Origin of the sequence: Kitasatospora sp. NPDC052896 (assembly GCF_044547075.1) — a bacterium.
In the GTDB taxonomy this organism is placed as follows: domain Bacteria; phylum Actinomycetota; class Actinomycetes; order Streptomycetales; family Streptomycetaceae; genus Kitasatospora.
The window spans coordinates 77628-91249 of sequence record NZ_JBITZU010000027.1; the positions used below are offsets into that span (position 1 = coordinate 77628).

Here is a 13622-nt window from a genome sequence, read left to right on the forward strand (position 1 = left end):
AACCCCCCCCCCCCCCCCCCCCCCGCCCCCCCCCCCCCCCCCCCCCCCCCCCCCCCCCGGGGGGGGGGCCCCCCCCCCCCCCCCCCCCCCCCCCGCGGCGGTTGGTGCGGCAGCGCCGCCCACGAGACTACTTCGCGGCGGTCTTGCGCGCCGTGGTCTTGCGGGTGGTGGTCTTCTTCGCCGGCGCGGTCTTCTTCACCGCGGCGGCCTTCTTGACGGCGGCGGCCTTCTTCGCCGGGGCGGCCTTCTTCGCAGCGGCGGTCTTGGTGGCGGCAGCGGTCGTCTTCTTGACCGCCGCGGTCTTCTTCACCGCGGCGGTCTTCTTGACGGCGGCGGCCTTCTTCGCCGGGGCGGCCTTCTTCGCGGCGGCCTTGCGGGCCGGGGCGGCGGCCTCGGTGACGGCGGCGCCGGCCGCGGCGGCGCGCTTGGTGGCGGCGCGCTTCACGGCGGCGGTGGTGCCGGCCTTGCCCGGGGTCAGCGAGCCCTTGGGGGCCTTCTTGACCGAGGGGCCCTCCTTCGGCAGCTTCTTGCTGCCGCTGACCAGGTCCTTGAAGCCCTGACCCGGACGGAAGCGGGGGACCGAGGTCTTCTTGACCTTGACCCGCTCGCCGGTCTGCGGGTTACGGGCGAAGCGCGCCGAGCGCTCCACCTTCTCGAAGGTACCGAAGCCGGTGACCGAAACCCGGTCCCCGGCCACCACGGCACGCACCATCGTGTCGAGCACTGCGTCGACGGCCTCTGCGGCAGCCTTGCGACCACCCAGCTGCTCGGCCACCGCTTCGACAAGCTGAGCCTTGTTCACGTCTTCCCCTTCAGAAACGGGCGACGGATGAATCCATCCGTTCAATTCGCACGTTAGGCATGTATTTGCGGACTTTCAATTACCAAACGCGCGAATCACCCTAGTGTCGCAATGGATTTGCGCGTCTGCGACCTCAGACGACGGGCGGGCGCCCCTCGTCGAGGTCCTGCACAAAGCGACTCAACCGCTGGGCCGCCGCCGGGAGATCGCGCTTGGCGGTCTCGGTGACGATCAACAGTTGCCGGGTGAGAGCGGTCTTTGCCTCCGCGGAGACGTGCAGCGCCTGCACGCGGGCGTGAGCCTGCTTCAACCGCTCTGCCACAAGCGCGTAGAGCGCCGCGACTTCCGGGTCGTCCGGTGCCTCATCGGGTGAGGTGCCGACGTCCGGCCGATCGTCAATTCGACTCTCGGCTTCCCGGGCCACGAACTCGGCCGACGCGGGATCGCCGCCCGCGTACGGTGGTTCATGGTGCCGGTGCATGCTCCGATTGTGCCATCAGTTCGGAGTTGCGACGCGTCGGCCCCATCCGGGGAGTAATCCCGGAGGGTATCCGGGGCGTCCGAGAGGCCCGAACTCGCCCCCGAACACCGGATGGCCCGCCCCCCCGAGGGGAGGGCGGGCCATCCGGTGCGACGTCAGAAAGGTCTTGCTCAGGGCACCGGCAGGGTGCGCGGCTTGAAGGCCGGTCGGGTGCGTTCGAAGGTGGTGATGTCATCAGCGTTCCGCAGCGTGATGCTGATGTCGTCCAGGCCGTTGAGCAGCCGCCAACGGGCGTTCTCGTCCAGCTCGAACGAGGCTTCCACGCCCTCGGCGCGGACCGTGCGGCTCTCCAGGTCGACGGTGATCTCGGCGGTCGGGTCGGCCTCGGTCAACGCCCACAGCCGCTCCACCGTCTGCTGCGGCAGGACCACCGTGAGCAGGCCGTTCTTCAGCGAGTTGCCACGGAAGATGTCGGCGAAGCGGGAGGAGAGGACCACCTGGAAGCCGTAGTTCTGCAGCGCCCAGACGGCGTGCTCGCGGGACGAACCGGTGCCGAACTCGGGACCGGCCACCAGGACCGTCGCACCGTGGCGTTCGGGCTGGTTGAGCACGAACGCCGGGTCCTTGCGCCAGGCCTCGAACAGGCCGTCCTCGAAACCCGAGCGGGTGACCTTCTTCAGCCAGTGCGCCGGGATGATCTGGTCGGTGTCGACGTTGCTGCGGCGCAGCGGAACGGCCCGACCGGTGTGCGAGGTGAACTTCTCCATCTGCCTCAGACCTCCACGGCGACGTTGGACGACAGGTCGGCCGGCGCGGCGAGCCGGCCGAGGACGGCGGTGGCGGCGGCGACCTGGGGGGAGACCAGGTGGGTGCGACCGCCCTTGCCCTGCCGGCCTTCGAAGTTGCGGTTCGAGGTGGAGGCGCAGCGCTCGCCCGGGGCCAGTTGGTCCGGGTTCATCCCCAGGCACATCGAGCAACCCGCGTGCCGCCATTCGGCGCCGGCCGCGGTGAAGACCTTGTCCAGGCCCTCCTCGACGGCCTGCAGCGCGACCCGGACCGAGCCCGGGACCACCAGCATCCGGACGCCCTCGGCGACCGCGCGGCCCTCCAGCACGGCGGCCGCGGCCCGCAGGTCCTCGATCCGGCCGTTGGTGCAGGAGCCGACGAAGACCGCGTCGACCGGGACCTCGCGCAGCGGGGTGCCGGCCGTCAGGCCCATGTAGGCCAGCGCGTTCTCGGCGGCGGTGCGCTCCTGCGGGTCCTCGAACGAGGCCGGGTCCGGGACCACCGAGCCCAGCGGGGCGCCCTGACCGGGATTGGTGCCCCAGGTGACGAACGGGGTCAGCTCGTCGGCGTCGATCAGGACCTCGGCGTCGAAGACGGCGTCCTCGTCGGTGGCCAGGGTCCGCCAGTACTCGACGGCGGCGTCCCAGTCGGCGCCCCGCGGGGCGTGCGGACGGCCCTCGAGGTAGTCGAAGGTGGTCTGGTCCGGGGCGATCATGCCGGCCCGGGCGCCCGCCTCGATGGACATGTTGCAGATCGTCATCCGGGCCTCCATGGAGAGGCCCCGGATGGCCGAGCCGCGGTACTCCAGGACGTAGCCCTGGCCGCCGCCGGTGCCGATCCGGGCGATCACCGCCAGGATCAGGTCCTTGGCGGTGACCCCGGCCGGCAGCTCGCCCTCGACCGTGATCGCCATGGTGCGGAACGGCGCCAGCGGCAGGGTCTGGGTGGCCAGCACGTGCTCCACCTGGCTGGTGCCGATCCCGAACGCCAGCGCGCCGAAGGCGCCGTGGGTCGAGGTGTGGGAGTCGCCGCAGACCACGGTCATGCCCGGCTGGGTCAGTCCCAGCTGCGGTCCCACCACGTGGACGACGCCCTGTTCGACGTCGCCCAGCGAGTGGATCCGCACCCCGAACTCGGCCGCGTTGCGGCGCAGGGTCTCCAGCTGCACCTTGGAGACGGGGTCGGCGATGGGCTTGTCGATGTCGAGGGTGGGCGTGTTGTGGTCCTCGGTGGCGATCGTCAGATCGGTCCGGCGGACCTTCCGGCCGGCCAGCCGGAGGCCGTCGAAGGCCTGCGGGCTGGTCACCTCGTGCAGCAGGTGCAGATCGATGTAGAGCAGGTCGGGCTCGCCCTCGGCACGCCGGACGACGTGGTCGTCCCAGACCTTCTCTGCCAGTGTCCGTCCCATCGCGTTCCCTCCAGCCGGCCGCTCTGCCGGCCTTCTCGTGTGAATGAGGTCACTTCCCGTGCCGTCCTGGTGAGGCTCGCGTCTGGGCGGACCTGCACGCCGGATCGTGGCCGCGGGCAGGCCGCGGTCGGCGGCCTGCGCCGGGGGTGTCTCCCGGGCTGCTCCATCCAGGGTGGCGCTTTTCTCGCGAGATTGAACTTGCGTCTCGCGGAATGAGACTGCAGTCTTAGCGCATGGACAACACTAGCGGCGTCGGCGTTCTCGACAAGGCCGCTCTGGTGCTCAGCGCACTGGAGTCGGGCCCCGCCACGTTGGCGGGGCTGGTCGCCGCCACCGGCTTGGCGCGGCCCACGGCCCACCGACTCGCCGTCGCGCTCGAACACCACCGCCTGGTCACCAGGGACATGCAGGGCCGGTTCATCCTCGGCCCCCGACTTGCCGAACTCTCCGCCGCGGCGGGCGAGGACCGGCTGCTCGCCACCGCGGGCCCGGTCCTGACCCACCTGCGCGACGTCACCGGCGAGAGCGCACAGCTCTACCGCCGACAGGGCGAGATGCGGATCTGCGTCGCCGCCGCCGAGCGGCTCTCCGGCCTGCGGGACACCGTCCCGGTCGGCAGCACCCTGCCGATGAAGGCCGGCTCGGCCGCCCAGGTCCTGCTCGCCTGGGAGGAGCCCGAACGGCTCCACCGCGGCCTGCAGGGCGCCCGCTTCACCGCCACCGCGCTGAGCGGCGTCCGGCGCCGTGGCTGGGCGCAGTCGATCGGCGAGCGCGAGCCCGGCGTGGCCTCCGTCTCGGCTCCGGTCCGCGGGCCCTCCAACCGGGTGGTGGCCGCGGTCTCGGTCTCCGGCCCGATCGAGCGGCTCACCCGCCACCCCGGCCGGCTGCACGCACAGGCCATCATCGAGGCCGCCAACCGGCTCACCGATGCGCTGCGACGCGGCTGACGACAGCTGACGGGACGAGTGGGCGGGCCCCGGACCGGGGCCCGCCCACAGCCGTCCCGGCCCGCCGCGGAAATCGCCGGGAATCACCCGGGAAAAGGCCGGCGAACCCGGCCCGGAAACGCAAAAAGCCCCCTCGCCGGGGGCTTTCCTACTGGCTGGGATACCAGGACTCGAACCTAGACTAACTGAACCAGAATCAGTCGTGCTGCCAATTACACCATATCCCAACAAAGCAGCCCAGCCGATGGGCAGTGCCCACCGGCCTGACTGCTCTGGTACCCCCGACCGGATTCGAACCGGCGCTACTGCCGTGAGAGGGCAGCGTGCTAGGCCGCTACACAACGGGGGCAAACTTGGTGATCCAGCTTCGCCGCCTCCGGGCCCTGCCCCGGACTACGGAGCGGGCAGCCGGATGGTGGCTGATGAAGGATCTGGTACCCCCGACCGGATTCGAACCGGCGCTACTGCCGTGAGAGGGCAGCGTGCTAGGCCGCTACACAACGGGGGCTCCTGCTCCACACGCGTCGCTTTCGCCACTCGTGCATCGCGTACCCCCGACCGGATTCGAACCGGCGCTACTGCCGTGAGAGGGCAGCGTGCTAGGCCGCTACACAACGGGGGCTTGTACTGCTCTTTACCACAGGTACTGCGCTGGGGTACCAGGACTCGAACCTAGACTAAATGAACCAGAATCACTCGTGCTGCCAATTACACCATACCCCACCAGAACGCAACCCCTGAACCAGGGGTCTTGCTCGGTGCTTGCGCCGTTGGTCGATCTTGGCGAGGTTTCTGGTCCCTCTGCCGTTCCCTCCCGGGCGGCGCAGAAAGAACATTACCCGACGCCCGGCCCCGCTCCAAAATCGATAACCGCAGGCCGGCCGTGGCCCTGGTCACGACGGACGCCGTGACCAGGGCGGACCGGGCCGAGAACGGGCCTCAGGCGGCCGGCAGCGACTCCAGCGCCAGGGCGAGCCGGCGCAGCGTCTCGGCGCGGCCGAGCAGCTCCATCGACTCGAAGAGCGGCGGGGAGATCCGCCGGCCGGTGACCGCCACCCGCAGCGGGGTGAAGGCGAACTTGGGCTTCAGCCCCAGACCCTCGACCAGCGCCTCGCGCAGCGCCGCCTGGATCGGCTCCGGGGTGAACTCCCCGACCGCCTCCAGCGCCTTGATCCCGGACTCCAGCACCGGACGGGCGTCCGCCGTGAGCACCTTGGCCGCGTCGTCGGCGTTGACCGAGAAGTCGGCCGGGTCGACGAAGAGGAAGCCGGCCATGTCGACGATCTCGCCGAGCACCACCATCCGCTCCTGGGTCAGCGGCGCCGCCTTGGCCAGCAGCTCCAGCTGCGCCTCGGTGGGCTCGGCCGGGAGCAGGCCGGGGGCCTGCAGGTACGGGACGAGCCGGCGGACGAACTCCGCCGGGGCCAGCTCGCGCACGTGCCGGGCGTTGATCGCCTCGGCCTTCTTCAGGTCGAAGCGGGCCGGGTTGGAGTTCACCTTGCCGATGTCGAAGGCGGCCACCAGCTCGTCCATCGAGAAGTGGTCGTTGTCCTCGGAGAGCGACCAGCCGAGCAGCGCCAGGTAGTTGAGCAGGCCCTCGGGCAGGAAGCCGCGCTCGCGGTAGAGGTTGAGGCTGGCCTGCGGGTCACGCTTGGAGAGCTTCTTGTTGCCCTCGCCCATCACGTACGGCAGGTGGCCGAAGCGCGGGGTCCGGCCGGTGCCGACGCCGATCTCGGCCAGCGCGGCGTAGAGCGCGATCTGACGCGGGGTGGAGGAGAGCAGGTCCTCCCCGCGCAGCACGTGGGTGATCCCCATCAGCGCGTCGTCCACCGGGTTGACCAGGGTGTAGAGCGGAGCGCCGTTGGCCCGCAGGATGCCGTAGTCCGGCACGTCCTTGGGGTCGAAGCTGAGGGTGCCGCGGACCAGGTCGTCGAAGACGATGGTCTGGTCGGGCATCCGGAAGCGCAGCACCGCCGGGCGGCCCTCGGCCCGGTACGCGGCCCGCTGCTCGTCGGTCAGGGTGCGGCACTTGCCGTCGTAGCCGGAGGGCTTGCCGGCCGCGCGGGCGGCCTCGCGGCGGGTGTCCAGTTCCTCGGTGGTGCAGAAGCACTCGTAGGCGTGGCCGGCCTCGTGCAGCCGGCGCGCCACGTCCGCGTAGATGTCCATCCGCTGGGACTGCCGGTACGGCTCGTGCGGGCCGCCGACCTCCGGACCCTCGTCCCAGTCGAAGCCGAGCCAGCGCATGGCGTCGAGCAGCTGCTGGTACGACTCCTCGGAGTCCCGGGCCGCGTCGGTGTCCTCGATCCGGAACACCAGCGTGCCGCCGTGGTGGCGGGCGAAGGCCCAGTTGAAGAGGGCGGTGCGGACCAGGCCGACGTGCGGGTTGCCGGTCGGAGAGGGGCAGAAGCGGACCCGGACCGTGGGGTCGAGCTCCGCCGGGGTGGAGTTAGCCACGCTTGATCACCTTATTGGCGAGTGTGCCGATGCCTTCGATGGAGACGGCGACCTCGTCGCCGACGTTCAGGGGGCCGACACCCGCGGGGGTGCCGGTGAGGATGACGTCACCCGGGAGCAGCGTCATGGCCTCGGAGATGTGCACGATCAGCGCGGCGACGTCGCGGACCATCTGCGAGGTCCGGCCGCTCTGCCGCAGCTCGCCGTTGACCGTGCAGGTGACGGCCAGGTCGGCCGGGTCGAGGTCGGTCTCGATCCACGGGCCGAGCGGGCAGGCGGTGTCGAAGCCCTTGGCCCGGGCCCACTGGCCCTCGCGCTGCTGGACGTCACGCGCGGTGACGTCGTTGGCGCAGGTGTAGCCGAAGATCACCTCGGGCACCCGCTCCAGCGGTACCTCGCGGCACATCCGGCCGATCACCACGGCCAGCTCCGCCTCGTGCTGGACGTCGGCGGAGAACGGCGGGTAGGCGATCGCCTCGGTCGGGCCGATCACCGCGGTGGAGGGCTTGAAGAAGGTGAGCGGCACGTCCGGGACGGCGTTGCCCAGCTCGGCCGCGTGCTCGGCGTAGTTGCGACCGACCGCGACGATCTTGCTGGGCAGCATCGGGGTCAGCAGCCGGACGTCCGCCAGCCGGTGGGTCTCGCCGGTCGGCTGCGGCTGACCGAAGGGGTGGCCGGCCAGGGCGTGCACCATCAGCGACTCCGGTTGGGAGGTGTCGCCCTCGACCACGCCGAAGGAGACGCTGCCGGCGGCAGGGCTTCCTTCCCGGACAGAAAACCTGGCAATGCGCACGGCTGGGCAACCTTTCGGTGCTGTGTCGGTTCCGCTCCAGGCTATCGCCAGGAAACGGCCGAGGGCGCCGCCACCAGCGGTGACGGCGCCCTCGGGGTGGGAGTTGGCGAGGAGGCCGCTCAGGCCCGCTGCTGCTCCGGGAGGGTCATCAGGATGGTGCGGCGCGGGTTGGCCGTCTGGGTCGGCAGCTCGACCGGGTACTCGACCGGCTCCTGGCTGGACCGGACGCCGGGCAGCTGACCGAAGTCGGCGACCGAGGCCAGCGTCGTCCGGCGCGGGTTCGCGGTCGGACGGGAGGCGAGCGTCGACTTGGGGGCCGCCTTGGCCGGCTTCAGGGACATCGCGTTCTACACCTCGGGTTCGGGGGGCGCCCCGCTCTCACGGTCGGGGGCGCTGACGTACGGGAGCGCTACAACCAGCCAGCGTAGGGATCTCATTCCACAGGCACCGTGACCAAAGCTACACATTTGGCTGTGAGTTTGCTCACAAAATCCCGAACAAGCGCCGCAAACTGGATATTTCACCCAAGAAGTAATTTCCGACAATCGTGCAGTTTCCGGCATATCGGGAAGGCGATCGGGCGGCCAGCGGCGGCGGCCGGCGCGGCAAGTGTCCGAAAAGGGAGGTATTGGCAGCTTCTGCGCCACCGTCCGTGAGGCCCCACGCGCACTCGGTAGCCCCCTGCGCCCGCCCACCCCGCCCCTTGTTGGAGTTCCCCCGCTGTGCTGGAATGCCACGAACCGCCGGAGGGGAACCCTCCTTGGCCCTGCGACCGCTGCGCACCGCGATTCCGTCGACCGCTCACCGGAACCCCCGCAGCTCCAAGGACCTACCCACGGCGGCTCGTGTGCATGCCCGGAACGGCCGGCATGCCGAATAACGAACGACTCGCCACCGTCCCGACCGCGGCAACGCGGCGGGGCGCCCGGTCCAGAGGTTGCGACGCCAGTGCAGGGACGTTTCAAGAGGGGCAGCGGCGCCGCGAGCCAGCCGGATTCCGCCGAGCCGCAGGCCGCCCCCCATCAGCCGGCGTTGGACGCCGCCGCGGACGACCGTCCGGCCGACCAGCAGTTCGCCACCCCCGGGGTCGACCCCGAGACGGGCGACGCGGCGGGCGACGGTGACGGTACGGAGGAGGGCCGGCCCGCCGGGCGCTCCCGGCTGCGCGGCGGGCTCACCCGGCGGCGCGCCACCGGCATGAGCCGGATACGCATGCGCAACTGGCGCATCCGCACCCGCCTGATCGCCCTGCTGCTGCTTCCCGTGGTGGTCGCCACCGTCCTCGGTGGCCTGCGCATCACCAGCGCCATGCAGAGCTCCCAGCAGCTGGCCCAGATGGCCAACCTGAGCGACCTGGCCGCCAAGGCCACCGCGCTGGCCGACGCCCTGGAGACCGAGCGCGACGTCAGCGCCGGCCCGCTGACCGCCAACCCGGGCCAGGACGACTCCGAGGTCGACGCGGCCCGGCAGCAGACGGACAACCTGAGCAAGGCCTACAACTCCCGGGCCGACTCCTTCGACAACATGAACCTGTCCGGCGGCAACTCCCTGCTCATGCAGGTCCGCAAGGACATGACCCTGCTGCCGGTGATCCGCACCAGCGCGTACACCCAGGTCGACAACATCGAGACCACGATCGCGTCCTACGACACGATCATCCAGGACCTGCTCGCGATCACCCAGGACATCGCGCTCACCTCCTCCAACTCCGAACTGGTCACCGCCACCCGCGCGCTCCAGCAGTTCGCGCTGGAGAAGGACGCCAGCTCCGAGCAGCGCGCGCTGATCAGCGCCGCGCTGGCCCGTCCCGGCGGCGCCGACCTCAGCACCTCCGACCAGAACTTCGGCCTGCGTCTGCAGAACTCGTTCCAGAACGCGGTCACCAACTTCAACTCGATCTACGGCGCCACCGCGGCCGAGAAGCTGCGCGCCCGGCTGAACTACAACTCCGAGATCTCGCTGGCCGACCGCTACGCGCAGCAGGTGCTGCAGCCCAACGGCATCCGCACCGCCCAGCCGCGGACCTACCTCGACTGGTACGAGCAGGCCAGCGTCCGGGTCGACAACGAGGGCGCGATCGAGAGCCAGCTGGTCGACGAGCTCAAGGGCAAGGCCCAGTCGTTGCAGTCGCAGGCCGACAACGACGCGATCCTCAACGGTGTGCTGATCGCGCTGGTGCTGCTGATCACCGTCATCGGCGCCGCGCTGGTGGCCCGCTCGATGGTGCGCTCGCTGACCACGCTGCAGAACGCGGCCGAGGACGTCGCCGAGCGGCGACTGCCCGAGCTGGTCAAGACGCTCTCCGAGAGCGACCCGCACGACGTCGACGTCACGGTGGAACCGGTCGGCATCGACTCGGCCGACGAGATCGGCCACGTGGCCCACGCGTTCGACCTGGTGCACAGCGAGGCGGTCCGGCTGGCCGCCGAGCAGGCCCTGCTCCGCGGCAACATCAACGCGATGTTCACCAACCTCTCGCGCCGCAGCCAGGGTCTGATCCAGCGTCAGCTCTCGCTGATCTCCGAGCTGGAGAGCCGCGAGGCCGACCCCGACCAGCTGGCCAGCCTCTTCAAGCTGGACCACCTGGCCACCCGCATGCGCCGCAACGGTGAGAACCTGCTGGTCCTCGCGGGCGAGGACCCGGGCCGCCGGTGGACCCGGCCGGTCCCGCTGGTCGACGTGCTGCGCGCCGCCGCCTCCGAGGTCGAGCAGTACGAGCGCATCGAGCTCGCCGCGATCCCCTCGGCCGAGGTGGCCGGCCGGGTCGTCAACGACCTCGTCCACCTGCTCGCCGAGCTGCTGGAGAACGCCACCTCGTTCTCCAGCCCGCAGACCCGGGTCCGGCTCACCGGCCACGCCCTGCCGGACGGCCGGGTGCTGGTCGAGATCCACGACACCGGCATCGGCCTCAGCCCCGACGACCTCGCCGAGATCAACGAGCGCCTGGCCAACCCGCCCACCGTGGACGTCTCGGTCTCCCGCCGCATGGGCCTCTTCGTGGTCGGCCGCCTCTCGCTGCGCCACGGCATCCGGATCCAGCTGCGCCCCAGCGACTCCGGCGGCACCACCGCGCTGGTCATGCTCCCGGTGGACGTCACCAACTCCGCCGACCGCCGGGGCAACGCCCGTCCGGGCGCGCCGGCCGGCGGCCAGGCGGCGGCCAAGCAGCAGCGCGGGGTGACTCCGACCGGGCGTCAGCAGCGCCCGCTGCCGGCCGGTCCCGACGCGGCCGGCGGGCGTCCGACGCCGCCCGCGCTCGGCCAGGGGCCGGGTGGCGGTCAGGGTGCGCCCGGCGGCCGTCCGCAGCTGGGCCAGGGGCCGAGCCGGCCCGCGGCCGGCCAGCCCGGCCAGCCCACCCCCGGCCAGCCCACCCCCGGCCAGCCCGCGCAGGGCGCGCCGACCGGTGGCCTGCCGACCCGCTCGGTCGGCCAGTCGCTGCGGGAGACCCCGCCGCCCGCTGCCGGCACGCCGCGCGGCACGGCCGGCCTGCCGCGCCGTGGTGGCACGCCCGCGCAAGGCGCTCCGGCCGACCGGCCGGCGGCCCCGCAGGGCCGGCAGCCGGGCCAGGATCGGACGCGTACCGGCGCCGAACTGCCGGCGGCCGGAGCGGACCGCGCCGAGCGGCCGCAGCCCGGCCAGGCCGGCCCGACCGCCCCCGGCGGCCTGCCGCAGCGCCGCCCGGGCGCGCAGGGCCCGGACCAGGGCCGTCCGCAGGGTCGCCCGGCCGCGGGTGCGCCAGCGCCGCGCCAGCAGGACCGGGACCGTCAGGGCCCGCCCACCCTGCAGCAGCCGGCGGTGCGGCCGCCCGCTCCGCAGCAGTCGCAGGCCCCGCAGCAGCCCGCGCCCCAGCAGGCCGCACCGCGCCAGCCCATGCCGCAGCCGACCGGTCAGCAGCCCGCCATCCAGCCGCCGGCCGCCGCCCGGCCGACCCCGGAACCGGCGCCGGCCGAGAGCACCGTGCAGTTCGCCCGGCCGCGCTTCGAGGCCAGCGACATCGACCCGCGTGACCCGCTGGGCCTCGGCCTGGTCGAGCCGGTGCTGCCGAGCGTGGCCAGCCCGGCAGCGCGGCCGGAGCGTCCGCCGGTCGAGGAGCGCCCGCAGGCCCCGCAGCAGCAGCCGTTCCCGGGCCAGCCGCAGGGCCAGCAGCTCCAGCAGGGCCAGGGCCAGCTCCAGGGCCGGCCCCAGCAGCCGATGTCGCAGCAGCCCGTGCCGCAGCAGCCGATGCACCAGCAGGCCCCGCAGCCGGCCCTGCCGCCGCGGCAGTCGGCCGGCCGACCGGAGCAGCAGCAGCCGATCCGCAACGGCGGCGCCAACCGGATGGCCTCGGTCCAGGTGAACCAGCCGGGCCAGCCGGGCCAGCCGCAGCAGCCGACCGGCGAGCAGCAGGGCCGTCCGCGGCCCTACCAGCCGCAGCGGCCCGGGACCAGCGCACCCGGCTTCCCCCAGCCGCAGCAGCCGGCCGGCGGCCAGCAGAGCCAGCCGCAGCAGGCCCAGCCGCAGCGTCCGGCCCCGCAGCAGCAGCCGCAGGCGCCGCAGCAGGGTGAGGCGCCCTGGCGTCCGTCCGCCAACGACGAGCGCTGGCGCCGGGCCGAGCAGCTGCGCGAGCCCAGTTCGGACGGGGTGACCCTGTCCGGGCTGCCCCGCCGGACCCCGCAGGCCAACCTGGTCGCCGGCACCGCCGAGGCGGCGCCGCTGACCGGCCCTCAGGTCTCCCGGTCCCCCGAGGAGGTCCGCGGCCGACTCACCAACCTGCGCCGCGGCATCCAGCAGGGCCGCCGGGCGGGCGCCGAGGCCACCCAGGGAATCCCCGTGGTCAACCAGCAGTTCGACGAGTTCGGACGCCCCGCTGGTACCGGCGAAAGCCGGCAGGACTACCGTGCGCAGTCAGCGGATGGTGGCCGCGGCCCTGGCCGCCCGGGCACCGCCGGCTTCGGCACCGACAACCAGGAGCGTTGAGTTGAGTCAGATGAGCCAGGCTGCCAGCAACCTGAACTGGCTGATCACCAATTTCGTGGACAACACCCCCGGGGTGTCGCACACGGTGGTGGTCTCCGCCGACGGTCTCCTGCTCGCCATGTCCGAGGGCTTCCCCCGCGACCGCGCCGACCAACTCGCCGCCGTCGCCTCCGGCCTCACCTCCCTCACCTCCGGCGCCAGCCGGATCTTCGAGGGCGGCGACGTCAACCAGACCGTGGTCGAGATGGAACGGGGCTTCCTCTTCCTCATGGCCGTCTCCGACGGCTCCTCCCTCGCCGTCCTCGCCTCCCCCGACTCCGACATCGGCCTGGTCGGCTACGAGATGGCCCTCCTGGTCGACCGCGCCGGCGCCGTCCTCACCCCCGCGCTGCGCGCCGAACTCCAAGGCAGCCTCTTGCACTGACAGCGACACTCAGCACCAACACCGGGCCCGGTCTCCCCGGGCCCGGTTCCCACACCCCCAGCTGACGCCGACTCAGCCGCAGTGCTAGGAGGATCCAGATGACCCCGCCCCCGACACCGGCCGGCTCGTACGGCAACGGGTACGGCTCCGGCTACGGCGACCAGAACAACGGTGGCTACGAGCAGCAGCCGCTGGTCCGGCCGTACGCCATGACCGGTGGTCGCACCCGTCCGCGGTACCAGCTCGCCATCGAGGCGCTGATCTCGACCACCGCGACGGCCAACCGACCCACCGGGCTGCTCCCCGAGCACCAGCGGATCGTCCAGCTCTGCCGCGAGGTCAAGTCCGTCGCCGAGATCTCGGCTCTGGCCGGTGTCCCGCTCGGGGTGGCGCGGATCCTCGTGGCGGACCTGGCCGAGGCCGGCCTGGTCGCCATCCACCAGCCCGCCGCCGGTGGCGAGTCGGGCGGAACGCCGGACGTCACGCTGCTCGAAAGGGTCCTCAGTGGACTTCGCAAGCTCTAGCCCCGCGGCCACCCGCGCCACCACCTCGGCGAAGATCGTCGTCGCAG

General features: G+C 72.3%; 11 protein-coding genes and 5 tRNA genes. 4 read left to right on the forward strand and 12 right to left on the reverse strand.

Going from position 1 to position 13622, the window contains the following annotated elements:
- Positions 1–127: 127 nt before the first annotated feature.
- From ACIGXM_RS32455 to leuC, 4 genes are all read right to left on the reverse strand, one after another.
- Complete coding sequence (locus ACIGXM_RS32455; RefSeq protein WP_396567264.1) at positions 128–802, reverse strand: HU family DNA-binding protein; 675 nt, start codon at positions 800–802, stop codon at positions 128–130.
- A gap of 133 nt (positions 803–935) precedes the next feature.
- A complete protein-coding gene (locus ACIGXM_RS32460) occupies positions 936–1124 on the reverse strand; it encodes a hypothetical protein (protein WP_396567287.1) in 189 nt (62 codons plus the stop codon).
- Between the two features lie 329 nt (positions 1125–1453).
- Complete coding sequence (leuD, locus tag ACIGXM_RS32465; protein WP_396567266.1) at positions 1454–2050, reverse strand: 3-isopropylmalate dehydratase small subunit; 597 nt, start codon at positions 2048–2050, stop codon at positions 1454–1456.
- 5 nt (positions 2051–2055) lie between these two features.
- On the reverse strand, positions 2056–3477 hold the full coding sequence (gene leuC / locus ACIGXM_RS32470; RefSeq protein ID WP_396567268.1) for a 3-isopropylmalate dehydratase large subunit: 1422 nt from the start codon (positions 3475–3477) through the stop codon (positions 2056–2058).
- Positions 3478–3710: 233 nt separating this feature from the next.
- Here leuC and ACIGXM_RS32475 point away from each other — a divergent pair, with 233 nt between their 5' ends.
- Positions 3711–4424, forward strand: a complete 714-nt coding sequence (locus ACIGXM_RS32475; protein ID WP_035845980.1) for an IclR family transcriptional regulator — start codon at positions 3711–3713, stop codon at positions 4422–4424.
- 152 nt (positions 4425–4576) lie between these two features.
- Here ACIGXM_RS32475 and ACIGXM_RS32480 read toward each other — a convergent pair.
- The 8 genes from ACIGXM_RS32480 to ACIGXM_RS32515 all read right to left on the reverse strand — a co-directional run bounded on the left by ACIGXM_RS32480 (position 4577) and on the right by ACIGXM_RS32515 (position 8012).
- Positions 4577–4651, reverse strand: a tRNA-Gln gene (locus ACIGXM_RS32480).
- 46 nt (positions 4652–4697) lie between these two features.
- Positions 4698–4773: transfer RNA gene (locus ACIGXM_RS32485), tRNA-Glu, on the reverse strand.
- A gap of 83 nt (positions 4774–4856) precedes the next feature.
- Positions 4857–4932: transfer RNA gene (locus ACIGXM_RS32490), tRNA-Glu, on the reverse strand.
- Between the two features lie 41 nt (positions 4933–4973).
- A tRNA-Glu gene (locus tag ACIGXM_RS32495) sits at positions 4974–5046 on the reverse strand.
- Positions 5047–5075: 29 nt separating this feature from the next.
- Positions 5076–5147: transfer RNA gene (locus ACIGXM_RS32500), tRNA-Gln, on the reverse strand.
- A 216-nt stretch (positions 5148–5363) separates the two neighbouring features.
- Entirely contained in the window at positions 5364–6878 is a 1515-nt protein-coding gene (gltX, locus tag ACIGXM_RS32505) for a glutamate--tRNA ligase (protein ID WP_396567271.1), read from the reverse strand.
- A complete protein-coding gene (locus tag ACIGXM_RS32510) occupies positions 6871–7671 on the reverse strand; it encodes a fumarylacetoacetate hydrolase family protein (RefSeq protein ID WP_396567273.1) in 801 nt (266 codons plus the stop codon). The genes gltX and ACIGXM_RS32510 overlap by 8 nt, the downstream gene beginning before the upstream one ends.
- Positions 7672–7790: 119 nt before the next feature.
- On the reverse strand, positions 7791–8012 hold the full coding sequence (locus tag ACIGXM_RS32515) for a hypothetical protein (RefSeq protein WP_396567275.1): 222 nt from the start codon (positions 8010–8012) through the stop codon (positions 7791–7793).
- A gap of 607 nt (positions 8013–8619) precedes the next feature.
- Here ACIGXM_RS32515 and ACIGXM_RS32520 point away from each other — a divergent pair.
- The 3 genes from ACIGXM_RS32520 to ACIGXM_RS32530 all read left to right on the forward strand — a co-directional run bounded on the left by ACIGXM_RS32520 (position 8620) and on the right by ACIGXM_RS32530 (position 13575).
- Positions 8620–12627 (forward strand): nitrate- and nitrite sensing domain-containing protein, encoded by a 4008-nt coding sequence (locus ACIGXM_RS32520; protein WP_396567277.1) that lies wholly within the window; start codon positions 8620–8622, stop codon positions 12625–12627.
- A gap of 10 nt (positions 12628–12637) precedes the next feature.
- Entirely contained in the window at positions 12638–13051 is a 414-nt protein-coding gene (locus ACIGXM_RS32525; RefSeq protein ID WP_280672394.1) for a roadblock/LC7 domain-containing protein, read from the forward strand.
- A gap of 98 nt (positions 13052–13149) precedes the next feature.
- Complete coding sequence (locus tag ACIGXM_RS32530) at positions 13150–13575, forward strand: DUF742 domain-containing protein (protein ID WP_396567279.1); 426 nt, start codon at positions 13150–13152, stop codon at positions 13573–13575.
- The last annotated feature ends 47 nt before the right edge of the window (positions 13576–13622 follow it).

What these genes read in the sequence shown, in the direction of transcription:
- leuD (WP_396567266.1), bottom strand. Translation starts at nt 2,050, where the DNA reads ATGGAGAAGTTCACCTCGCACACCGGTCGGGCCGTTCCGCTGCGCCGC.
- leuC (WP_396567268.1), bottom strand. Translation starts at nt 3,477, where the DNA reads ATGGGACGGACACTGGCAGAGAAGGTCTGGGACGACCACGTCGTCCGG.
- ACIGXM_RS32475 (WP_035845980.1), top strand. Translation starts at nt 3,711, where the DNA reads ATGGACAACACTAGCGGCGTCGGCGTTCTCGACAAGGCCGCTCTGGTG.
- ACIGXM_RS32515 (WP_396567275.1), bottom strand. Translation starts at nt 8,012, where the DNA reads ATGTCCCTGAAGCCGGCCAAGGCGGCCCCCAAGTCGACGCTCGCCTCC.
- ACIGXM_RS32525 (WP_280672394.1), top strand. Translation starts at nt 12,638, where the DNA reads ATGAGCCAGGCTGCCAGCAACCTGAACTGGCTGATCACCAATTTCGTG.
- ACIGXM_RS32530 (WP_396567279.1), top strand. Translation starts at nt 13,150, where the DNA reads ATGACCCCGCCCCCGACACCGGCCGGCTCGTACGGCAACGGGTACGGC.